Origin of the sequence: Pseudomonas sp. TSRC2-2 (assembly GCF_049897785.1) — a bacterium.
Classification (GTDB): Bacteria; Pseudomonadota; Gammaproteobacteria; order Pseudomonadales; family Pseudomonadaceae; genus Aquipseudomonas.
This window is the reverse complement of sequence record NZ_JAFCWZ010000001.1, coordinates 507,377-526,923: the sequence shown is the minus strand read 5'-3', so window position 1 is coordinate 526,923 and position 19,547 is coordinate 507,377. Positions and strand designations below refer to the sequence as shown.

At 59.8% G+C, this 19,547-nt stretch carries 24 protein-coding genes and 1 tRNA gene; 20 read left to right on the top strand and 5 right to left on the bottom strand.

Annotated features, from left to right (window positions below):
• Window positions 1-41: 41 nt before the first annotated feature.
• The 7 genes from ACP7D9_RS02455 (at window position 42) to ACP7D9_RS02425 (ending at window position 5,764) form a co-directional block, all read left to right on the top strand.
• Window positions 42-1,106 carry an NAD(P)H-dependent flavin oxidoreductase gene (locus tag ACP7D9_RS02455; RefSeq protein ID WP_426155468.1) on the top strand — a complete coding sequence of 355 codons (1,065 nt, stop codon included), beginning with the start codon at window positions 42-44 and terminating at the stop codon, window positions 1,104-1,106.
• A gap of 132 nt (window positions 1,107-1,238) precedes the next feature.
• Window positions 1,239-2,006 carry a molybdate ABC transporter substrate-binding protein gene (modA, locus tag ACP7D9_RS02450; protein ID WP_426155466.1) on the top strand — a complete coding sequence of 256 codons (768 nt, stop codon included), beginning with the start codon at window positions 1,239-1,241 and terminating at the stop codon, window positions 2,004-2,006.
• Entirely contained in the window at window positions 2,007-2,687 is a 681-nt protein-coding gene (gene modB / locus ACP7D9_RS02445; RefSeq protein WP_426155464.1) for a molybdate ABC transporter permease subunit, read from the top strand. It begins immediately after the preceding gene.
• Window positions 2,688-2,690: 3 nt separating this feature from the next.
• The gene (modC, locus tag ACP7D9_RS02440; RefSeq protein ID WP_426155462.1) at window positions 2,691-3,770 is read left to right on the top strand and encodes a molybdenum ABC transporter ATP-binding protein; all 1,080 of its coding nucleotides are present in this window, start codon (window positions 2,691-2,693) and stop codon (window positions 3,768-3,770) included.
• Window positions 3,771-3,842: 72 nt separating this feature from the next.
• Window positions 3,843-4,880 carry a DNA topoisomerase IB gene (locus tag ACP7D9_RS02435; RefSeq protein WP_426155460.1) on the top strand — a complete coding sequence of 346 codons (1,038 nt, stop codon included), beginning with the start codon at window positions 3,843-3,845 and terminating at the stop codon, window positions 4,878-4,880.
• Window positions 4,881-5,182: 302 nt separating this feature from the next.
• Window positions 5,183-5,413 (top strand): hypothetical protein, encoded by a 231-nt coding sequence (locus ACP7D9_RS02430; RefSeq protein WP_101157173.1) that lies wholly within the window; start codon window positions 5,183-5,185, stop codon window positions 5,411-5,413.
• 120 nt (window positions 5,414-5,533) lie between these two features.
• Window positions 5,534-5,764, top strand: coding sequence for a hypothetical protein (locus tag ACP7D9_RS02425; protein WP_101157171.1), 231 nt, complete (start codon window positions 5,534-5,536; stop codon window positions 5,762-5,764).
• Between the two features lie 55 nt (window positions 5,765-5,819).
• On the opposite strand, the gene ACP7D9_RS02420 is transcribed toward ACP7D9_RS02425, so the two are convergent.
• Window positions 5,820-5,987 (bottom strand): general stress protein, encoded by a 168-nt coding sequence (locus ACP7D9_RS02420; protein WP_101157169.1) that lies wholly within the window; start codon window positions 5,985-5,987, stop codon window positions 5,820-5,822.
• Window positions 5,988-6,312: 325 nt separating this feature from the next.
• Between ACP7D9_RS02420 and ACP7D9_RS02415 the strand changes: the two genes are divergently transcribed.
• From ACP7D9_RS02415 to ACP7D9_RS02395, 5 genes are all read left to right on the top strand, one after another.
• Window positions 6,313-6,489, top strand: a complete 177-nt coding sequence (locus ACP7D9_RS02415; protein WP_039764047.1) for a general stress protein — start codon at window positions 6,313-6,315, stop codon at window positions 6,487-6,489.
• A 465-nt stretch (window positions 6,490-6,954) separates the two neighbouring features.
• Window positions 6,955-7,302, top strand: coding sequence for a general stress protein (locus ACP7D9_RS02410; protein WP_101157168.1), 348 nt, complete (start codon window positions 6,955-6,957; stop codon window positions 7,300-7,302).
• Between the two features lie 97 nt (window positions 7,303-7,399).
• Entirely contained in the window at window positions 7,400-7,951 is a 552-nt protein-coding gene (locus tag ACP7D9_RS02405) for an ATP-dependent Clp protease proteolytic subunit (protein ID WP_101157166.1), read from the top strand.
• A 232-nt stretch (window positions 7,952-8,183) separates the two neighbouring features.
• Window positions 8,184-8,441 carry a DUF6555 family protein gene (locus tag ACP7D9_RS02400; protein ID WP_101157164.1) on the top strand — a complete coding sequence of 86 codons (258 nt, stop codon included), beginning with the start codon at window positions 8,184-8,186 and terminating at the stop codon, window positions 8,439-8,441.
• Window positions 8,438-8,689 (top strand): hypothetical protein, encoded by a 252-nt coding sequence (locus tag ACP7D9_RS02395; RefSeq protein ID WP_426155456.1) that lies wholly within the window; start codon window positions 8,438-8,440, stop codon window positions 8,687-8,689. The genes ACP7D9_RS02400 and ACP7D9_RS02395 overlap by 4 nt, the downstream gene beginning before the upstream one ends.
• Before the next feature lie 12 nt (window positions 8,690-8,701).
• On the opposite strand, the gene ACP7D9_RS02390 is transcribed toward ACP7D9_RS02395, so the two are convergent.
• Window positions 8,702-9,115: a cupin domain-containing protein gene (locus ACP7D9_RS02390; RefSeq protein WP_426155455.1), complete on the bottom strand. Its 414-nt coding sequence runs from the start codon at window positions 9,113-9,115 to the stop codon at window positions 8,702-8,704.
• Between the two features lie 216 nt (window positions 9,116-9,331).
• Between ACP7D9_RS02390 and ACP7D9_RS02385 the strand changes: the two genes are divergently transcribed.
• Window positions 9,332-9,712, top strand: a complete 381-nt coding sequence (locus ACP7D9_RS02385) for a RidA family protein (RefSeq protein WP_101157158.1) — start codon at window positions 9,332-9,334, stop codon at window positions 9,710-9,712.
• 274 nt (window positions 9,713-9,986) lie between these two features.
• Entirely contained in the window at window positions 9,987-11,975 is a 1,989-nt protein-coding gene (locus ACP7D9_RS02380) for a peptidase U32 family protein (protein WP_426155452.1), read from the top strand.
• 114 nt (window positions 11,976-12,089) lie between these two features.
• Here ACP7D9_RS02380 and ACP7D9_RS02375 read toward each other — a convergent pair.
• A tRNA-Gln gene (locus ACP7D9_RS02375) sits at window positions 12,090-12,164 on the bottom strand.
• A gap of 305 nt (window positions 12,165-12,469) precedes the next feature.
• On the opposite strand from ACP7D9_RS02375, the gene ACP7D9_RS02370 reads away from it, so the two are divergent.
• The gene (locus tag ACP7D9_RS02370; protein ID WP_426155451.1) at window positions 12,470-13,504 is read left to right on the top strand and encodes an alpha/beta fold hydrolase; all 1,035 of its coding nucleotides are present in this window, start codon (window positions 12,470-12,472) and stop codon (window positions 13,502-13,504) included.
• Between the two features lie 32 nt (window positions 13,505-13,536).
• Here the strand turns inward: ACP7D9_RS02370 and ACP7D9_RS02365 are convergent, their stop codons facing one another.
• Together ACP7D9_RS02365 and ACP7D9_RS02360 are read right to left on the bottom strand one after the other, a co-directional pair.
• Window positions 13,537-14,562, bottom strand: coding sequence for a GlxA family transcriptional regulator (locus ACP7D9_RS02365; protein WP_397478477.1), 1,026 nt, complete (start codon window positions 14,560-14,562; stop codon window positions 13,537-13,539).
• Between the two features lie 57 nt (window positions 14,563-14,619).
• Window positions 14,620-15,540, bottom strand: coding sequence for a LysR substrate-binding domain-containing protein (locus ACP7D9_RS02360; protein ID WP_426155449.1), 921 nt, complete (start codon window positions 15,538-15,540; stop codon window positions 14,620-14,622).
• Between the two features lie 113 nt (window positions 15,541-15,653).
• Between ACP7D9_RS02360 and ACP7D9_RS02355 the strand changes: the two genes are divergently transcribed.
• The 5 genes from ACP7D9_RS02355 (at window position 15,654) to phnE (ending at window position 19,450) form a co-directional block, all read left to right on the top strand.
• Window positions 15,654-16,052: a RidA family protein gene (locus tag ACP7D9_RS02355; RefSeq protein ID WP_426155447.1), complete on the top strand. Its 399-nt coding sequence runs from the start codon at window positions 15,654-15,656 to the stop codon at window positions 16,050-16,052.
• A 155-nt stretch (window positions 16,053-16,207) separates the two neighbouring features.
• Entirely contained in the window at window positions 16,208-17,071 is an 864-nt protein-coding gene (locus ACP7D9_RS02350; RefSeq protein WP_426155445.1) for a putative selenate ABC transporter substrate-binding protein, read from the top strand.
• A complete protein-coding gene (locus tag ACP7D9_RS02345) occupies window positions 17,068-17,865 on the top strand; it encodes a phosphonate ABC transporter ATP-binding protein (RefSeq protein WP_426155443.1) in 798 nt (265 codons plus the stop codon). The genes ACP7D9_RS02350 and ACP7D9_RS02345 overlap by 4 nt, the downstream gene beginning before the upstream one ends.
• Window positions 17,859-18,686, top strand: a complete 828-nt coding sequence (locus ACP7D9_RS02340) for a PhnE/PtxC family ABC transporter permease (protein WP_313001743.1) — start codon at window positions 17,859-17,861, stop codon at window positions 18,684-18,686. Before ACP7D9_RS02345 ends, ACP7D9_RS02340 begins: the two co-directional genes overlap by 7 nt.
• Window positions 18,683-19,450, top strand: coding sequence for a phosphonate ABC transporter, permease protein PhnE (phnE, locus tag ACP7D9_RS02335; protein ID WP_426155441.1), 768 nt, complete (start codon window positions 18,683-18,685; stop codon window positions 19,448-19,450). The genes ACP7D9_RS02340 and phnE overlap by 4 nt, the downstream gene beginning before the upstream one ends.
• The last annotated feature ends 97 nt before the right edge of the window (window positions 19,451-19,547 follow it).

Here is a 19,547-nt window from a genome sequence, read left to right as displayed (position 1 = left end):
GTGGCCGTCCCTGCCCGTTTTATCGTTCGGAGAGTTGCTTTATGAGCCAGTGGCCTGACACCCGCATCCTTGATCTCCTCAGAATCGAACTGCCGATCATTCAGGGCCCGATGGCCGGTGCGACCCATTCTTCCATGGTGATCGAGGTGTGCAACGCTGGCGGCCTCGGTTCGATGCCGGCCGCGATGCTGAGCATCGGGCAACTGCGCGAAGAATTGAAAACCATACGCCAGCACACCGCCAAACCGTTCAACGTCAATTTCTTCTGCCACAAGCCACCGGCGGCTGATGAACAGCGCGCTCGAGACTGGAAGAATCTGCTCGAACCCTATTACCGCGAGCTGGGTGCCGATTTTGCCGCACCGACGCCGGTATCCAACCGAGCGCCGTTCGATGAAGCCGCGTGCGCTGTGCTCGAAGAATTCCGGCCGGAGGTGGTGAGTTTCCATTTCGGGCTTCCGGAAAAATCCCTGCTCGACCGGGTCAGGGCGACCGGGGCGAAAATTCTTTCGTCTGCCACCACGGTCGAGGAAGCGATCTGGCTGGAGCAGCATGGCTGCGATGCGATCATTGCCATGGGATATGAAGCCGGCGGCCACCGCGGAATGTTTCTCAGCGATGATCTGAGCACGCAGGTCGGCACCTTCGCTCTGGTACCACAAGTGGTCGACGCGGTGCGAGTGCCGGTGATTGCAGCGGGTGCGATCAGCGATGCCCGTGGCGTTGCAGCGGCGTTCATGCTCGGTGCCTCGGCAGTTCAAGTTGGCACCGCGTACCTGTTCACGCCGCAAGCCAAAGTCAGCGCTTCACACCACAAAGCCCTGCGTACCGCGAAGGAAAGCGAGACGGCTATCACCAACATCTTCACCGGCCGTCCGGCGCGGGGCATTGTCAATCGGGCGATGCGTGAACTCGGCCCGATGTCCGCGCAGGCGCCAGCCTTCCCGCTGGCCGGAGGTGCGCTGATGCCTCTGCGCGTCATTGATGACGCGGATTTTGCCAATCTCTGGGCCGGTCAGGCGTTGACGTTGGGCAAGGATATCGGCAGCGCCGAACTGACCCGGCAACTCGCCGAGGGCGCATTGGCAAGACTCATCCCACGTTGAATTTATGCGGCGAGCGAATTTAATCCCTCGCCACTCAGCGGCGTCTCGCTATATATTTCTTTATATAGCGACCGCGCCTGTGTATCGGCGTTATCACAACAGAGCACTCATCGCCGATCACGGAGTTTTTACATGACCCTGGCTGCCCCACGCTTCGCTCCTGCCTGCTTCGCTTCATTATTCGCATGTTTCAGCATCGGCGCCGCTCAGGCGGACGACGTGCAAGTGGCCGTCGCCGCCAATTTCACTGCGCCCATCCAGGCCATCGCTGCCGATTTCGAAAAAGACACCGGCCACAAACTGGTCGCCGCTTACGGCGCAACCGGCCAGTTCTACACCCAGATCAAGAACGGCGCGCCTTTCGAAGTCTTCCTCGCTGCTGACGACACAACACCAGAGAAACTCGAAAAAGAAGGCGAGACCGTCAAGGGATCTCGTTTCACCTACGCCATCGGCACGCTGGCGCTGTGGTCAGCGAAAGATGGCTATGTGGATGCGCAAGGCGAGGTGTTGAAAACCAACCAATACCAACACCTCTCGATCGCAAACCCGAAAACCGCGCCGTACGGCCTCGCCGCCACTCAGGTGCTGGGAAAACTCAACCTGATCGCCGCGACCAAAGCAAAAATCGTCGAAGGTCAGAACATCACCCAGGCTTACCAGTTCGTTTCCACCGGCAACGCCGAACTGGGCTTCGTTGCTCTTTCGCAAATCTACAAGGACGGCAAAGTCAGCAGCGGTTCGGCATGGATTGTCCCGGCCGCCCTGCATGATCCGATCAAACAGGACGCGGTGCTCTTGAACAAAGGCAAGGACAGCGCCGTTGCCAAGGCCCTGCTCGATTACCTCAAAGGCCCGAAAGCCGCTGCGGTGATCAAGTCCTTCGGGTACCAATTGTAAATGTCGCTGACCAATGCCGATTTCGCCGCGATCTGGCTGACCCTGAAACTGGCGTCACTGACCACAGTGATCCTGTTGGTGATCGGCACCCCGATCGCGTTATGGCTGGCGCGCACTTCGTCCTGGTTGCGTGGCCCGATTGGCGCCATCGTCGCCCTGCCGCTGGTGTTGCCGCCGACGGTGATCGGTTTTTATCTGCTGCTGGCGCTGGGGCCGCACGGTTTTCTCGGTCAGTTCACTCAATGGCTGGGGCTGGGCACGTTGACGTTCAGTTTTACCGGGCTGGTCATCGGTTCGGTGATCTACTCCATGCCGTTCGTGGTGCAACCCCTGCAAAACGCTTTCTCGGCAATTGGCACCCGCCCGCTCGAAGTCGCGGCAACCTTGCGCGCCAATCCCTGGGACACGTTCTTCAGCGTGATCCTGCCGCTGGCGCGCCCCGGGTTCATCACCGCAGCGATTCTGGGCTTCGCCCACACCGTGGGTGAATTCGGCGTGGTGCTGATGATCGGCGGCAACATTCCCGACAAGACGCGCGTGGTCTCGGTGCAAATCTACGACCACGTCGAAGCACTGGAATATGCCCAGGCGCACTGGCTTTCCGCGGCGATGCTGGTGTTTTCGTTTGTTGTGCTGCTGGCGCTGTATTCCAGCCGCAAGACCCGCGCAGGCTGGAGCTGATCGATGATCGATGTACGTCTGAAACGCGCTTATCCGGGGTTCGAACTGGATGTCGATCTGCAAGTGCCGGGCCGCGGTGTCACTGCGCTGTTTGGCGATTCCGGCTCGGGCAAGACCACCTGCCTGCGCTGCATCGCCGGGCTGGAGCGCGCAGAGCATGGTTTTGTGCAGATCAACGACGACGTCTGGCAGGACAGCGCCAAGGGCATCTTCGTCCCGCCGCATAAACGTGCGCTTGGCTACGTGTTTCAGGAAGCCAGCCTGTTCCCGCATCTGTCGGTGCTGGCCAATCTGGAGTTTGGCCTCAAACGCATCGCCAGGTCGCAACGCCGGGTCGACATGAACCAGGCCACCGAATTGCTCGGCATCGGGCATCTGCTTGAGCGTTATCCGCAGCACCTGTCCGGTGGCGAGCGGCAGCGCGTCGGCATCGCCCGCGCCCTGCTGACCAGTCCGAAACTGTTGCTGATGGACGAACCACTGGCGGCGCTCGACAGCCGCCGCAAAAGCGAAATCCTCCCGTACCTGCAACGCCTGCACGACGAGCTGGATATTCCGCTGCTGTACGTCAGCCACGCCCAGGACGAAGTCGCGCGCCTGGCCGATCATCTGGTGTTGCTCAGCGAGGGCAAGGCGCTCGCCAGCGGCCCGATCGGCGAGACCCTCGCGCGTCTGGATCTGCCTTTGGCGCTGGGGGATGACGCCGGGGTGATCATCGCAGGCCAGGTCAGCGCCTACGACGCCACCTATCAATTGCTCAGCCTGCAGTTGCCGGCCACTGAAATGAACATTCGCGTCACCCATGCGCCGATGGCCGTGGGTCAGGCCCTGCGCTGCAAGGTACACGCGCGAGACATCAGCCTGGCGCTGAACAACGATGCGGCCAGCAGTATCCTCAATCGACTGCCGGTGACGGTCATCAGCGAACAGGCGGCTGACAACAGTGCGCACGTGCTGATCCGCCTGGACGCCGATGGCACGTCGCTGTTGGCGCGGATCACGCGCTTTTCTCGCGATCAATTGGACGTGCATCCGGGCCAGCGGCTATGGGCGCAGATCAAGGCGGTAGCGGTGCTCGCGTAAATCATTCGGCACGACGGCCAGCGCCTGCGGTCAATGCAGTTACAGACTGCCGTATGACCGAAGGAAGCCGCCATGCCCGATACCGTGCTGACAGATGCTCTGCCCGCCGATCTGCATTACGTCGATGACACTCAGCCTGGTATCACCCGGAAAAAACTGCGCGGCAAGTTCGTCTATTTCGAACCGTCCGGGCAGCGCATTACCGACCCGGACGAAATCAAACGCATCAATGCTCTTGCGGTGCCGCCGGCGTATAGCGATGTGTGGATCTGCGCCGATCCCTGCGGACATCTGCAGGCCACAGGGCGCGATGCACGCGGGCGCAAGCAATATCGTTATCACGCACGCTGGCGCGAAGTGCGCGATGCCGACAAATATTCGCGCCTGCGCGAATTCGGCCTGGCCCTGCCTAAGCTGCGACGCCAGCTTGAGGCGCTGCTTGATGCGCCGGGTTTCAGCCGCGACAAGGTCATGGCTACGGTTATCACCTTGCTCGATGCCACCCTGATCCGCGTCGGCAATACCCAATACGCGCGGGACAATCGCTCCTATGGCCTGACGACGTTGCGCAGCCGTCACGTCGAGGTCAACGGCAGTGCGATCCTGTTCCAGTTCCGTGGAAAAAGTGGCATCGAGCACCAGATCACCGTCAAGGATCGACGCCTGGCGCGAATCATCAAGCGCTGTCTGGAAATCCCCGGGCAGAACCTGTTTCAGTATCTCGACGAAAACGGCGAACGGCATACCGTCACTTCTTCCGACGTCAACGCCTATCTGCAAAAACTCACGGGCGCGGCGTTCACCGCCAAGGATTACCGCACCTGGGCAGGCAGCGCCCTGGCACTGTCGGTGCTGCGCGAGTTGCAGCATGAGTCGGAAACCGAAGCCAAGCGCCACGTGGTCGAAGCCGTGAAGAACGTCGCCAAACAGTTGGGCAACACGCCGGCGGTGTGCCGCAAGTGCTACATCCACCCCGCCGTAGTTGAACATTTCATGCTCGGCGCCCTCGCCGAACTGCCCCGCCCGCGAGTGCGCATGGGCCTGCGCGCCGAGGAAGTGGCACTGGCGATGTTTCTCGAGCGCATGTGCGAGGTGACTGAGGCTTCTTGATCGCCGATATCAGAGGCTCATCGTGCGTCAGGCAACTGATCTGAGCTTGCCCCGACGCCTTCGCAAGCCCGCTCCCACATGAGGTTTGCGGGGTGCCTAATTTGGGTTCCGCCGCGAAACCTGTGGGAGTGGGCTTGCTCACGAAAGCGTCGGGGCAGGCGAATCGTCTGTGTCTGACACACTGCCTTCGCGATCAAGTCAGCTCTCACATGTATTCCGCCGACGAGCTGAGCTGGGTATTTTTTGCACGATCGCGCAGGGCTTCTATAGTTGATCTGACACGAATCAACTGCGGTGGCGCCATGGAAGACATATTCGTCGTGAAACGCTGCAACAAAATCGTCATTCATGGGCGCCGCGCCGCAGACAGCCAGCAGGAACCCGCCGAAGCATCGGCGTGGTTTCGCATCTGCGACACACGCACTGGCGGCTTTTTTGGCGATGGCTTTGATGAGCAAGCGGATGCTCACCGCGAATGTCAGCGCCTCAACGCAGCCAGTTCTCAATTACCGGCCCGCCAGCACTCAGGCTGATGCCCGGCGGCAGCGGGTCTATACTGAAACCAGCTGATGGAGCAGCCCCCACCGGCAAAACGCTCGCGACAGGCGGGCTTTTTGTTGCAGTTCAGCGGTTTCATTGAACGGAGGTGTTCCATGTCCGAGAAAGAGTCCATCACTACCCTCCTCACCCTGCTCGACGCCCGCCAGGCGCGCCTTGCAGCCGCGTGCAAAGAGATCGCCGACTGGGTCGATCATCAGGGCGGACATCCGACGGCGCTGCGCATTCGCGATCGGCTGCACGACATTGAAAAGGACGCGCCGCTGATTCGCGACACACTTTCAACGCTCAAGCCGCAGGATCGGCCACTGCCCCGCTTCAGATGAGCTCTGTGAAGGAGTCCTCTCTGCATTGGCGCAGAGAGGACCGCGATCATCGGCCTCAGTCCCCCTTGCCCGTGCGCGTACCGCCATGGCTGTGCTGCCCACCGACGCGCGCTTTCTCCGCCCGATCGACTTTCACATTGACTGAAGTTCCGCCCTTCTTGCCGGCTTCCTTGATTTTTTGCGGATCCTCCGCGAACGGTTGATCTTTGTGATGATTGGTCATGGTTCTGTCCTCGGCACAGTTGTAGAGATACTTCACAGACTCTAGACGAGCGAACTCCAGTTCAACTTCGCGCCGACAAATGGTTTATCAAACGCAGCGAAACGGTAACAAAAACCGACTCTTCCCTTGCCATACCCCACGCATAGAAAAGTTATACGAAGCGGCATGCAAAACTGCACTCTGTATAAGTTTCATCACGCACTTACCGTTCATCGGGCTAAACAAAAATTTTCAAAACATTTTTCGCCGGCTCGTAATCGGAGTAGATGTCCGGTGCAACAATGGACATAACTAGCGAAACGTTAATTGATATCGGAGAGCTATCATGACTACAGGAAATAAAAATCCAGGTAACTTCGCGAACGATCGTGAGAAGGCGTCTGAAGCTGGCAAAAAAGGCGGCCAGGCATCGGGCGGCAACTTCGCCAATGACCGTGAAAAAGCATCCGAGGCTGGTCGCAAAGGCGGTCAAAACAGCCACGGCGGTGGTCGCAAGTCCTGAGTGAGCGGCACAAGGGCAGCCCTGCTGCCCTTTGAAATCAGCTGATGGAGCGTAATCATGAAAACGGTAACGGCTTTTGCACGAGGCGAAGTGCAACGAAACAAGGGAGCGGAAGTGTATCCCGAAGCAGCGCGCAGTTCGCACGTGACAAGGTCGGACAGCCCGTCGGTGTCACCTTGTGTTGAAAGACAGCAAGTCAGTCCAAGACACAGAGAGAGCGTTCAGCAGGAATGCTATGAGCGCCGGGAACTGACAGTTAACTCTGAAAACTCCCGCACCCCGGATACAATGCCAATTTATGAGCGCTGTTCTTAGCAGACCGGTCAAACTTGTAGCTAAAAGACAAGCAAGACCAATAAAGCAAACCAATCAGCCAACTAGCGGGCACTTTGCGAATGACGACGGCAGGTAGTTTGTGCATCTTTTATTCACAAGGCGCCATATAGAAAATTGAGGAAGTTTGAAATGACACAAGATAAACAAGGCGGCATGTCGGTAAACGAAGCGGGCAAAAAAGGTGGGGAAGCCACTTCAGCTTCGCACGACAAAGAGTTCTATCAGGAAATCGGTAGCAAGGGCGGCCAGAACAGCGGCGGTAACTTCAAAAACGATCCGGAACGCGCCGCTGAAGCCGGGAGCAAGGGCGGTCAGAACAGCGGAGGGAATTTCAAGAACGACCCTGAACGCGCAGCAGAAGCCGGAAGCAAAGGTGGCCAGAACAGCGGCGGCAACTTTGCCAATGATCGAGAAAAAGCCTCTGAAGCCGGACGCAAGGGTGGTCAAAACAGCCATGGTGGCGGGCGCAACAGTTGATGCGCCGGGTGCGGGGGAGCTTGTCTCCCCTGCCCACTTTCATTTCAGCAAGATCACAGCTATTGCTTAGGAGTCCTGACCAGCCGAGGGAATCGCCATGCCTGTTCATGTCATCAACTTCACCGGCCCGATCAATGCGTCGACCTGTGGTCAATTGATCGATAAAGCCTCGCTCGCCGTAAAGGAAGATGCGCCGCGACTCATCGTCAATATCGCCACGATGGGCGGTGAATGCAGTTACGGCTTCACGATGTACAACTTTCTCCTTGCCCTGCCCATTCCGGTGCATACCCATAATCTGGGCACCGTTGAATCAATGGGCAATATTGTCTTCCTCGCCGGCCAGCGCCGCACCGCCTGTACTCACAGCAAGTTTCTGTTTCATCCCTTCCATTGGCACCTGCAAGGTTCAGTTGATCACTCGCGGATGTCGGAGTACGCCATGAGCCTGGATTATGACTTGCACCTCTACGCGCAAATCGTCGCCGAGCGTACGAGTCAGGGTAAAAATGCGCTGGAAACAGAGAAATATCTCACAGCGGCCCCGCGCATCATCAATCCTGAAGAAGCTTTGCATTCAGGCCTGATCACGGCCGTGGAAAACACCGAGGTTCATGCCGACTTCGTCTGCTCGTGCATTTATTCCTGATGCTTCTACTCAATAACGCGTCGTTGCGGGCGCGTTTCAATCCTTTCAGATCGACACCCCAAGCCCCGGAACAGTACGGATATCCACCGCATTCGGGCTCAACTTGTGCACGTATCAACCGGCCGTACAACGCTATGTAAGCAGGGGCAGCCGGTCATCCCGGTCACAGGAAATTTCTCTGAATTATTCATTTCGCCAGATATCCCTCTTTATAAGCAGCCGGAGGAATTGTATGAGCGGAGCGGATTTGTACGTGATCGATTACCTGCTTCACGGAAAGGCCAGATCGTTCGTCATTCGCACAAAAAACATGAACAATGCCGAAGCCTGGCAATGGGCAAGTTGTGATGCGGGCATCACACCCATTCCCCGCCCCGGCCGGCCTCCGTTGAAACGCTTTTCAAAACCGATGGCGGAACGCTTTGGCGTGACCGAGGTGCAATGGCGAGAATCGGTGCCTCTGGTCTGGGAGGAGGATCACGCAAAATGACTGAGCGCACATTGAGATTTGGGTTCGGCCGATCGTGGGATGACGAGATGGCTGAAAATGCCGCCATGTTCCGCGAGGCGGATCTTCTGGAAGAGGCGGCTTATACATTCATTGAAGCCGAGACGGACAATCCTGAAGCCTGGGCTCGCTTTACCGAAGCCAAGGCTCTGGCCGACGCGAAACGAACGGCGGCCTTTCAGGACTGGATGCGCATCAAGCGTGCAATGAGCAAGCCGCGCTCGAAATAGCGGCCCGACGCATCACGGCTTGAGAGTCAGCAGCGGCTCGCCCTTTGGCACCACGTAAGTGGCAAGTTCCACGGCTTTCTCGTCGCCCACGTTTTTGGCCACATGCGCGACACCCGCCGGGATATACAACGAATCGCCGGCCTTGAGTGTTACCGGCGCTTGCCCTTCGAGCTGATACTCAAACGTGCCGCTGAGCACATAGGCGACTTCAACGCCGGGGTGCGCATGTCGAGGCGCGCTGACGCCGGCGTCGAAGTCGATGCGCGCCTGAATCACTTCGCGATTGTCGGCGCCCAGATCCTGGCGAACCAGATCGGTACGGCTCAGACCTTTCTGCCAGCTCATGGCCGGCGCATCTTGCGCATGAGCGAAACCGGTCAGGGAAGCGAAGACAACGGCAGAAGCCAGAAACAGTGGACGGTACATGGTGATGCCCTCTTGAACGCTGTGTGGGTGTGAGAGCTACTTTGGTCTCGGCATGTAAGGCGGATGTGTCTCGAACGCCCGGTTTGGTGTTGTCATGTGTATCCGTTGAGGGTGGATACACGCTTATACAAACGTGCCTCTGGCAACCTTACGGGCCATGGCTGGAGGGAATCTGTAAACTGGCGCGATCATCATTCACTCCAACAAGAGATACCCATGGCCAACCAAGACATCACCTTCACGCCCGATCCGGACACCGACTCGATCTCTTCCGATGTCGCCACTTTCGGCGGGATCATGGTTTCTACCCAGATCCCGACCCGCGCCGATGGCAGCCTGGAACTTGGCGGCATCACCGAGCAAAGCGAATGTACATTGCAGGCGCTTAAAGTCGCACTGGAGCGTGCCGGCAGTTCGATGGATCGGGTTCTGCATCTGACTATCTACCTCACCGATATGGGTGATCGCGCAGCGTTCAACGAAGTCTATAAACGCTACTTCGCCAAGCCGTGGCCTGTGCGCGCAGCAGTGGGCGTTGCCTCACTGGCGGTTGAAGGAATGCGCGTGGAAGTGACCGCGATGGCGGCCAAGGGCTGACCAATATCGCAGGGGGTCTGCCGAGCACCCTCTGAATCAGACAAAGTCTTCGCGGGCAAACTCACTCTCACATGTATTTGGTTATGAGCAAACTCATGAGCACAGCGAAAACCTCGTGGGAGCGGGCTTGCCCGCGAAAGGGCCGGAACATTCGACACAACAGCCTGCCGAACGGACCCGATCGCCAACCACCATCGGGCAGCACACACGTGCCCGCCGCGCGTTTCACGGGTAGAATGCGCGCCTTGACCGTGACCGCCTGACTAAAAAAACTATGTCCTTGCCCAAGCATCACCTGGAATTGCTCAGCCCTGCCCGCGATGTCGCCATTGCCCGCGAGGCCATCCTGCATGGCGCTGACGCCGTGTATATCGGCGGCCCGAGCTTCGGCGCGCGCCACAACGCCTGCAACGAAGTCAGCGAAATCGCCGAACTGGTCGAATTCGCCCGCCGATACCACGCGCGCATCTTCACCACCATCAACACCATCCTGCACGACAACGAACTGGAGCCAGCGCGCAAGCTGATCCATCAGTTGTATGACGCCGGTGTCGATGCGTTGATCGTCCAGGATCTGGGCGTGATGGAACTGGACATCCCGCCGATCGAGCTGCACGCCTCGACCCAGACCGACATCCGCACACTTGAGCGGGCGAAGTTCCTTGATCAGGCCGGTTTCTCGCAGTTGGTGCTGGCCCGCGAGCTGAACCTGCAGGAAATCCGCGCTATCGCCGATGAAACCGATGCCGCCATCGAGTTCTTCATCCACGGCGCGCTGTGCGTGGCGTTCTCCGGCCAGTGCAACATCTCTCACGCGCAAACCGGCCGCAGCGCCAACCGTGGCGACTGCTCACAGGCGTGCCGCTTGCCGTATACCCTTAAAGATGAAAAGGGCGGCGTGATCGCCTACGAAAAACATCTGCTGTCGATGAAAGACAACAATCAGAGCGCCAACATTCGCGCGTTGGTCGAGGCCGGCGTGCGTTCGTTCAAGATCGAAGGTCGCTACAAGGACATGGGCTATGTGAAGAACATCACTGCCTATTACCGCCAGCGCCTCGACGACGTACTCGAAGATCGGCCGGACCTGGCCCGCGCCTCAAGCGGCCGCACCGTGCATTTCTTCCTGCCCGACCCGGAAAAAACCTTCCACCGTGGCAGCACCGACTATTTCGTCACTGATCGCAAGATCGACATCGGCGCCTTCGATTCGCCGACCTTCACCGGCCTGCCGGTCGGCACGGTGGAAAAAGTCGGCAAACGTGACATGCAAGTCATCACTCACGAGCCACTGTCCAACGGCGATGGCCTGAACGTGCTGGTCAAACGCGAAGTGGTCGGTTTCCGCGCCAACATCGCCGAGGCCAAAGGCGAGTTCGAGGAAGATGGCGAGAAGCGCTACCGCTATCGCGTCGAGCCGAACGAAATGCCCGAAGGCCTGTTCAAGCTGCGCCCGAACCACCCGCTGAACCGCAACCTCGATCACAACTGGCAACAGGCGTTGCAGAAAACGTCTTCGGAACGTCGCGTAGCCCTGAGCTGGTTCGCCCGTCTGCGCGAAGAGCAGCTGGAAGTGACCGCCACCAGCGAAGAAGGCATCAGCGCCAGCGTCACCCTGAACGGGCCGTTCGGCGTTGCCAACAAGCCGGAACAGGCGCTGGAGCAACTGCGCGATCTGCTGGGTCAGCTCGGTACGACGCAGTACCACGCCACCGACGTCAAACTGGATGCGCCGCAAGCGTTCTTCATCCCGAACTCGCAGCTCAAATCCCTGCGTCGTGAAGTCATTGAAGCGCTGACGGCGGCGCGTGTCGCGGCGCATCCGCGCGGCAGCCGCAAGGCCGAAACCACACCGCCGCCGGTGTACCCGGATTCGCACCTGACCTTCCTCGCCAACGTCTATAACCAAAAGGCGCGCGACTTCTACCACCGTCACGGCGTCAAACTGATCGACGCGGCGTATGAAGCGCACGAGGAGCCGGGTGAAGTACCGGTGATGATCACCAAGCATTGCCTGCGCTTCTCCTTCAACCTGTGCCCGAAACAGGCCAAAGGCGTCACGGGCGTGCGCACCAAGGTCGCGCCGATGCAATTGATTCACGGCGATGACGTGCTGACGCTGAAGTTCGATTGCAAGCCGTGCGAGATGCACATCATCGGCAAGATGAAAGGCCACATCCTCAACCTGCCGCAGCCGGGCAGCGTGGTCGGGCACATCAGTCCTGAAGACCTGATGAAAACCATCCCACGCGCACCGCACTGACTGATTGATGTGCGCGGTGCTTCGGCGTCGCGCACATCGACTTCTCTATGCCAGGCCAAACCGCAGGCATAAAAAAACGCCAACTTCTTGCGAAGTTGGCGTTTTTTTCGAAGATGGCAGGGGCGGCTGGATTCGAACCAACGCATGGCAGGATCAAAACCTGCTGCCTTACCGCTTGGCGACGCCCCTACTGCTCTTTCCAGCGGCCCGTTGGGTTCGCTGTGAGAACGGGGCGCAATTTATCAACATTCGTTTCGTTTGGGAAGCCCCAGATAAAATATTTTTTGTTTTAAAACAGCCACTTATTATTTTCGTGCGAAAACGTTGGGTCTGGCCTGCGTGTATCACACTGTGTACGCGCCCCGCTGCCATACACGCGTTTGCAAAAACCCCCTCCGGCGACACGGAGCAGATACCTCGCCACGCTTCAATGCACCCAAGGTTACAAGGGTTCATCCAGCCCTTGGCCACAGGTTTGCAAAGGAGACGTCAGCATGAAACAGCTTCTGCACACTTCAAAAATCAGCCACGCGCTCGGCTTGTCGGTCCTGGCGCTGTCATTGCTCGGCGCAGTTGGCAGTGTTCAGGCGCAAACGACTGAGCCGACTGCCGCCAGCTATTCCGCGCCCTCCCCATTCGGCGCGCTGAAGCGCGTCAAGGCTGGCGTACTCGACGTGGCCTACGCCGAAACCGGCCCGGCTGATGGCCCGGTGGTGATCCTGCTGCATGGCTGGCCCTACGACATTCACAGCTATGACGAAGTCGCGCCATTGCTCGCGGCCAACGGCTATCGCGTGTTGATGCCGTATGCACGCGGTTATGGCGATACGCAGTTCATCTCCAGAGACACCCTGCGCAACGGCCAGCCGGCGGCGCTGGCCAGCGACGTGATCGACTTCATGGACGCACTGAACATCAAACAAGCGGTGCTGGGCGGCTACGACTGGGGCGCGCGTTCGGCGGATATCGTCGCAGCGCTGTGGCCAGAGCGCGTCAAAGCGCTGGTGGCGGTCAGTGGCTATCTGATCGGCAATCAGGCCGCCGGGCAAAACCCGCTGCCGCCGAAAGCCGAATTGCAGTGGTGGTACCAGTTCTACTTCGCTACCGAGCGTGGTCGCGTCGGCTATGAGAAGAACACCCACGACTTCGCCAAGTTGATCTGGCAACTCGCGTCGCCGCAGTGGAAGTTCGATGACGCCACTTTCGACCGTAGCGCCGAAGCGTTGCAGAACCCCGATCACGTCGAGATAACCGTGTTCAACTACCGCTGGCGTCTGGGCCTGGTGCAGGGCGAAGCGAAGTATGCCGCACTGGAAGAGAAGCTTTCGACTGCGCCGTCGATCAGCGTGCCGACGATTACGCTGGAAGGTGATGCCAATGGCGCGCCGCATCCGGCACCCGAAGACTACGCCAAGCGGTTTACCGGTAAGTATCAGTTCCGGCTGATTGAAGGTGGGATCGGACATAACTTGCCTCAAGAGGCTCCGAAAGCGTTCGCCCAGGCAGTAGTGGATGCCGACCACCTGTGAAGAACCCCCTCGAGGTCACTAAACGGCTGGTGCTATTTGACCAGCCGTTTTTCCTTCGAAGGCCGATAACCGAAGTAGGAGCTGTAGCATTTACTGAAATGGCTCGGTGAGACGAAACCACACGCCACCAGCACTTCCACCTGCGACAGCTCGGTGTGTTGCAGCAGGCGCCGCGCTTCGGTGATGCGCAGTTCGAGATAGTAGCGCTGTGGCGTGGTGCCCAGTTGTTCTTTGAACAAGCGCTCGAGCTGGCGCCGTGAGCGGCCGGCATAGACCGCCAGTTGCTCAAGTTCCAGCGGCTCTTCGAGGTTGGCGTCCATCAGTTTGATCACTTCACGCAGCGGCGCGCTGACGCAGATGTTTTCATCCGGCTTGATCCGCCGATAACGCGACTCTTCGAAGGCAAGAATGTCTTCGATGCCCTCGACCAATGCCTTGCCGTGCAACCCCTTGATCCAGTCCAGCGCCATGTGGAATGCCCCGGACGGGCTGGATGCGGTTAGCCGGTCGCGATCGATCACATAAGGTTCGCTGCTGACATGGGTGCTCTTGGCGATTTCGGTCAGGGCCGGGCGATGTTCCGGGTGAATTGAACAGCGATAGCCATCGAGCAGCCCGGCGCGGCCAAGAAACCAAGAACCGTTCCACAATCCGGCCAGGCTCACGCCCCGCTCCGCCGCTGCCTTGAGCAGGCTGATGAACTCATCACTGGCGCGCAGCTCGGTGCGATAGCCGCCGCACACCACCAGCAAATCGAGATCGTGAAGCGCGGCAGAATCCAGACGCGTGTCGGGGCGGATGACAAGCCCGAGATCGCTGACCACCTCGCCATCACACAGGCCGAAAGTACGCGACGAGAATAGTCCCGGGCGCAACAGATTGGTGGTGACCACGGTGTCCAGCGCCTGGGTGAAGGCCGGAAGCGAAAAGTGTTCGAGCAACAGGAAACCGGTGCGGGTGACGCCGGTGTTATCGCAGTTTTGTTCATTCAGATAGCGAAGGTTCTTGCCCTTCATGCCACCGCTGAATTGACGTCGTTCAATCAAGGTCGGGTCCATCGGTCATTGTTATGCGGCGATAGTTGGCCGGTTCCACGCAAGAGTCAATCATGGCCGTTACCGACGCGTCACGATTGGCGCCGGCGCCGCCATCAACTCAACCATCCAGTCAATAAACACCCGCAGCTTGAGGCTGACATGTCGATTCGGTGGATAGGCCAGATAAAGCGGCATTGATTCAAGCTGCCAGTCACCGAACAACGGCACCAACTCACCCTGCGCCACATGGGCATCAGACATATACGTTGGCAGCCACAGCACACCCATGCCGGCCAGCCCTGCCGCGAGATAGGCATTGCCGTCGTCGACCGCTAGCACGTGGCGACCCTTGATCTGCAGGCGCTCGCTGCCGTTGTGCACTGTGTACGGAAGAGGTTTGCCGGTGCGCGCCCAGAGGAAAGCGACGACGCGGTGATGGGAGTCTTGCAGCTCCAGCGGGTGTACAGGCGTTCCTTCACGAGCCAGATAAGCCGGCGCGGCGAAAACACCCAATGGCAGGTCGGCGAGCTTGCGCGCCATCAGCGATTGATCAAGCAATTCGCCGCCGCGTACCACGCAATCGACATTTTCATCAATGATGTCGACGATGCGGTCGCTGACGCCCATGTCGATCTGGATATCCGGGTAGCGCGCGTGAAATTCGGGCAAAGCCGGTACCAGAATCAGCCGCGCAAACGGGCTTGGCACGTCGATGCGCAAGCGACCGCGCGGTCGTGCAGCGGCGCCGCGCAGGCTGGTTTCGGCGTCGTCCATGTCGGCGAGCAGCTTGATTACCCGTTCGTAATAGGCCGCACCATCGGCGGTAACGTTGACTTTGCGCGTGGTGCGGTTGAGCAGCTTGACCCGCAATCGCGCTTCCAGTTGCTGCACCCGTTGCGTCACCGTGGTCTTGCTCATGTGCAAGGTTTCGGCAGCCTTGGTGAAACTGCCCGCCTCGACCACCCGGGCAAAAGCTTGCATCGCATCGAACCGGTCCATCCACACCCCTCGATTGTTTGAAATTCACAAACAGTGAACGCCAAGCTTGCGCGTTTATCCGGCAGGTGCAAATACCTAAAGTCAGCCCATCAACCACTGATGGAGTCAGCCCCATGTCCAAGCGCGATGTTGTTTTTCCACCTGCCCGCCATGCCCTGTATGAGCGTCACCGTTATTCGCCGGCGATTCGCTCCAACGGTTTCCTGTTTGTCTCCGGACAAGTCGGCAGCCGTGAGGACGGTTCACCCGAAGCGGATTTGCGTGATCAGGTACGCACCGCCTTCAACAACCTCAACGCCATCCTCGCTGCGGCCGGTTGCAGCTTCGGTGATGCGGTGGATGTCACCGTGTTCATGGTCGATCCGCACTCGACATTCGAAACGATCTGGACAGTCGTGCCGGAGTTCTGGGGTGAAGCGCCGTTTCCGACCGTCACCGCTGTCGGCGTGACCTGGCTGGCGGGTTTCGATTTCGAGATCAAGGTGATTGCGAAACTGCCCGAAGCCGCTTGACCGGTCCTGCACAAACTGACGCAACGCGCCGGCACGGAGGCTGGCCAATTCTCCCGCGAATGCGTATAACCTCGCCGTTTCGTCTACCCTGACGTGGCGCGCCGCTCTGTAGCGGCAGCCCTTCAAATGTTGACGCTTATGAAACGGAGAATTCTATGTTCAAGCGTACCCTCGCCTTCACCGCCGGCCTGGCCCTGTCCTTTTCTGCCCTGATGACGCAAGCCGCTGATGTCCTGCGCGTCAGCGCGATTCCCGACGAAGCCCCGACCGAGTTGCTGCGCAAGTTCGAACCGCTGGGTGCCTACCTTGAGCAGCAACTGGGCATGAAGGTGCAATTCGTTCCCGTCGCCGATTACCCCGCAGTGGTTGAAGCCCTTGCCACCGATCGCCTCGACATGGCCTGGCTCGGCGGTTTCACCTTTGTGCAGGCACGTTTGAAGACCGACGCCACCACCCCAGTGATCCCGCTGGTGCAGCGCGAGCAGGACGCGCAGTTCACCAGCAAATTCATCACCGCCGACCCCAATGTGAAAAGCCTCGCCGACCTCAAGGGCAAGACCTTCGCCTTTGGTTCGGTGTCGTCCACCTCGGGCAGCCTGATGCCGCGTTACTTCATGCTGAAGAACGACGGCATCAAGCCTGAGGGCTTCTTCAGCCGCGTCGCCTACTCCGGCGCGCATGACGCCACCGTTGCCTGGGTGCAGGCCGGCAAGGTCGATGCCGGTGTGTTGAACGCCAGCGTCTGGCAGAAACTGGTCGACGCCGGCAAGGTCGACACCAACAAGGTCAAGGTCTTCGCCACCACCCCGACCTACTTCGATTACAACTGGACCGTGCGCGGCACCCTTGATCCGAAGCTGGCGGCAAAAATCAAGAAAGCGTTCCTCGACCTCGACCCGGCCAATCCCGAGCAGAAGAAGATTCTTGATCTGCAGGCCGCCAGTCGTTTCATCGACACCAAGCCCGAAAACTACAAGGGCATCGAGGAAGCCGCCCGCGCCGCCGAACTGCTGAAATGACCCTACGCCTCACCCAGGGCAGCCTGCGCCATGCCAATGGCGTCGATGCCCTTCGCCATATCGACGTGCAGATTGCTGCCGGCGAACAAGTCGCGATCATCGGCCCGTCCGGCGCTGGCAAATCGAGCCTGCTCCATCTGCTCGCAACTGCGCTCAAGCCCAGCAGTGGCGACATCGAAGTGCTCGGCGAGCGCGCCTGGCACGTGTCGGCCCGTCAGCGCCAGCGCCTGCGCGCGCGCATCGGTCTGGTGCATCAGGCGCCACCCATCCCGCCGCGCCAGCGCGTCATCACCGCAGTGCTGGCCGGCAAGCTCGGCCAGTGGAGTCTGGGTAAAAGTCTGTTGAACCTGCTGCATCCGCTGGACGTGGCGGGGGCGCGCGCGGCGTTGGCGCGGCTGGATCTGGGCGACAAACTGTTCGCCCATTGCCAGCAATTGTCCGGCGGGCAACTGCAGCGCGTCGGCATTGCGCGAGTGCTGTATCAGGCGCCGGAAATATTGCTCGCCGACGAGCCGGTTTCAGCGATGGACCCGGTCCTCGCCGGCCACACGCTGGCGATCCTGTCGCGCCATGCTCGCGAACACAACGTCACGCTGGTGGCGAGCCTGCATGCGGTGGATCTGGCGTTGGCGCACTTTCCACGGATCATCGGCTTGCGCGACGGGCAGGTTCTTTTCGACTGCCCTTCTGCTGAAGTCAGCCGCGACAAGCTCGATGCGCTGTACGCCAATGAACAATTGCAATCGTCGGCGCCAGCGGTGGCACCTTTGATCGTGCAGATTCCACGATGCTGAAGGCCGATTCACGGGACCCGGCGGCGTGGCCGCGATTGTTGCTGACGCTGCTGGCGCTGGCCCTGTTGTGGCCGGGCATTGAGCTCAGCGAGCTGGATCTGGGCGTGTTATTCCAGGCCGATAGCCAGAACGAAATGGGCCGTTTCGTTTCGGCATTCTGGCCACCGGCGCACGATCAAGCGTTTCTGCAATTACTGTTCAAAGCCACCCTGCAAACTTTGGCGATCGCCACGGCGGGCATGGCGCTGGCCCTGCTGCTGGCGGTGCCGGCAAGCCTGATCGCCAGCCGCGCACTGTCACTTTCTGCCGCTTCGCGCGGCGGCGTGCCGAGCTTGCCCGGGCGTTTGCTGCGCTGGCCGATACGCGGCTTGCTGATCTTTTTGCGCAGCGTGCCGGAGATCGTCTGGGCGCTGTTGTTTGTGCGTGCCGTTGGCCTCGGCCCGGCGGCGGGTGTGCTGGCCATCGCCATTACCTACAGCGGCATGCTCGGCAAGGTCTACGCGGAGATCTTCGAATCCACCGACCAGCGCCCGGCGCACGCGTTGTTGCAGGCCGGCAGCGGTCGGCTGGCGGCGTTTGCTTACGGCACGTTGCCAAATGTTGCCGCCGAATTGCTCTCCTACACGGTGTATCGCTGGGAGTGCGCGATCCGCGCGTCGGTGGTGATGGGTTTTGTCGGCGCCGGTGGCCTGGGGCAACAGATCGACCTGTCGATCCGCATGTTCGCCGGCGGTGAAGTCGCCAGCATGTTGCTGACGTTCCTGCTGCTGGTGCTGTGCGCCGACCAACTCAGCCGCCTGCTGCGCTGGAGGCTGACATGAGACGCCTGATCAATTTGCTGTTGACCGCCGCCATCGCGCTCTCGGTAGTCGCCTCCTTCGCTTATCTGGAACTGGATCTGGCCGAACTGGGCAGTGCCAACAGCCTCAAGCAGATGGGCAGTTATGTGCAGCGCTTTCTCAGCCCTGACTTGAGCGCCGGTTACCTGAAAGCCATCGTTCACGGCTCGCTGGAAACCCTGGCCATGTCGGCCCTGGGCACCCTGCTCGCGGCGGTGTTCGGCATTGTGCTGGCGCTGCCCGCCGCCGGGCGTTTCGGCTGGCCGCTGCAAAGTGCAGCGCGCCTGCTGCTCAATGGCTTGCGCGCGATTCCGGAGCTGGTCTGGGCGGCGCTGATGGTGCTTGCCGCCGGCCTTGGACCGAACGCAGGTACCCTCGCCCTCGCCCTGCACACCACTGGCGTGCTCGGTCGGTTGTTCGCCGAAGCGCTGGAAAACACGCCGCCGCAACCGGCCGAGGCAATCCGCCTGCAGGGCGGCAATCCGATTGTCGCGTTCTGCTACGGCACCCTGCCGAACCTCGCGCCGCAATTGCTCGCCTACTGCCTGTATCGCTGGGAGAACAATATCCGCATGGCCAGCGTGCTGGGTTTTGTCGGCGCTGGCGGTCTGGGCCAGATGCTCTATGTCAGTTTGAGCCTGTTCCAGGAAGCGCAGGCCAGCACGGTGATTCTGGCGATGCTGCTGCTGGTGTTTCTGGTCGACTGGTTGAGTGCCTGGAGCCGGCAGCGCTGGGTCAAAGCGTAGGCCGAGTGGATATCTGGCAAAAGCTGATTATGCTTCAGGAAACCTTGCAGCCCTGCGAGGCGGTCAGACTGTGCAAGCTTCACGCTAGCGCAACGGC

Excerpts from the sequence above, each read along its gene's own strand:
- ACP7D9_RS02385 (WP_101157158.1), top strand. The coding sequence starts at position 9,332 with ATGGCCAACCAAGACATCACCTTCACGCCCGATCCGGACACCGACTCG.
- ACP7D9_RS02405 (WP_101157166.1), top strand. The coding sequence starts at position 7,400 with ATGCCTGTTCATGTCATCAACTTCACCGGCCCGATCAATGCGTCGACC.
- ACP7D9_RS02425 (WP_101157171.1), top strand. The coding sequence starts at position 5,534 with ATGTCCGAGAAAGAGTCCATCACTACCCTCCTCACCCTGCTCGACGCC.
- ACP7D9_RS02420 (WP_101157169.1), bottom strand. The coding sequence starts at position 5,987 with ATGACCAATCATCACAAAGATCAACCGTTCGCGGAGGATCCGCAAAAA.
- ACP7D9_RS02395 (WP_426155456.1), top strand. The coding sequence starts at position 8,438 with ATGACTGAGCGCACATTGAGATTTGGGTTCGGCCGATCGTGGGATGAC.
- ACP7D9_RS02340 (WP_313001743.1), top strand. The coding sequence starts at position 17,859 with ATGCTGAAGGCCGATTCACGGGACCCGGCGGCGTGGCCGCGATTGTTG.
- ACP7D9_RS02400 (WP_101157164.1), top strand. The coding sequence starts at position 8,184 with ATGAGCGGAGCGGATTTGTACGTGATCGATTACCTGCTTCACGGAAAG.
- modB (WP_426155464.1), top strand. The coding sequence starts at position 2,007 with ATGTCGCTGACCAATGCCGATTTCGCCGCGATCTGGCTGACCCTGAAA.
- ACP7D9_RS02380 (WP_426155452.1), top strand. The coding sequence starts at position 9,987 with ATGTCCTTGCCCAAGCATCACCTGGAATTGCTCAGCCCTGCCCGCGAT.
- ACP7D9_RS02390 (WP_426155455.1), bottom strand. The coding sequence starts at position 9,115 with ATGTACCGTCCACTGTTTCTGGCTTCTGCCGTTGTCTTCGCTTCCCTG.
- ACP7D9_RS02455 (WP_426155468.1), top strand. The coding sequence starts at position 42 with ATGAGCCAGTGGCCTGACACCCGCATCCTTGATCTCCTCAGAATCGAA.
- ACP7D9_RS02415 (WP_039764047.1), top strand. The coding sequence starts at position 6,313 with ATGACTACAGGAAATAAAAATCCAGGTAACTTCGCGAACGATCGTGAG.
- ACP7D9_RS02370 (WP_426155451.1), top strand. The coding sequence starts at position 12,470 with ATGAAACAGCTTCTGCACACTTCAAAAATCAGCCACGCGCTCGGCTTG.
- ACP7D9_RS02435 (WP_426155460.1), top strand. The coding sequence starts at position 3,843 with ATGCCCGATACCGTGCTGACAGATGCTCTGCCCGCCGATCTGCATTAC.
- modA (WP_426155466.1), top strand. The coding sequence starts at position 1,239 with ATGACCCTGGCTGCCCCACGCTTCGCTCCTGCCTGCTTCGCTTCATTA.
- ACP7D9_RS02350 (WP_426155445.1), top strand. The coding sequence starts at position 16,208 with ATGTTCAAGCGTACCCTCGCCTTCACCGCCGGCCTGGCCCTGTCCTTT.
- ACP7D9_RS02360 (WP_426155449.1), bottom strand. The coding sequence starts at position 15,540 with ATGGACCGGTTCGATGCGATGCAAGCTTTTGCCCGGGTGGTCGAGGCG.
- ACP7D9_RS02410 (WP_101157168.1), top strand. The coding sequence starts at position 6,955 with ATGACACAAGATAAACAAGGCGGCATGTCGGTAAACGAAGCGGGCAAA.
- ACP7D9_RS02345 (WP_426155443.1), top strand. The coding sequence starts at position 17,068 with ATGACCCTACGCCTCACCCAGGGCAGCCTGCGCCATGCCAATGGCGTC.
- ACP7D9_RS02355 (WP_426155447.1), top strand. The coding sequence starts at position 15,654 with ATGTCCAAGCGCGATGTTGTTTTTCCACCTGCCCGCCATGCCCTGTAT.
- modC (WP_426155462.1), top strand. The coding sequence starts at position 2,691 with ATGATCGATGTACGTCTGAAACGCGCTTATCCGGGGTTCGAACTGGAT.
- ACP7D9_RS02430 (WP_101157173.1), top strand. The coding sequence starts at position 5,183 with ATGGAAGACATATTCGTCGTGAAACGCTGCAACAAAATCGTCATTCAT.
- phnE (WP_426155441.1), top strand. The coding sequence starts at position 18,683 with ATGAGACGCCTGATCAATTTGCTGTTGACCGCCGCCATCGCGCTCTCG.
- ACP7D9_RS02365 (WP_397478477.1), bottom strand. The coding sequence starts at position 14,562 with ATGGACCCGACCTTGATTGAACGACGTCAATTCAGCGGTGGCATGAAG.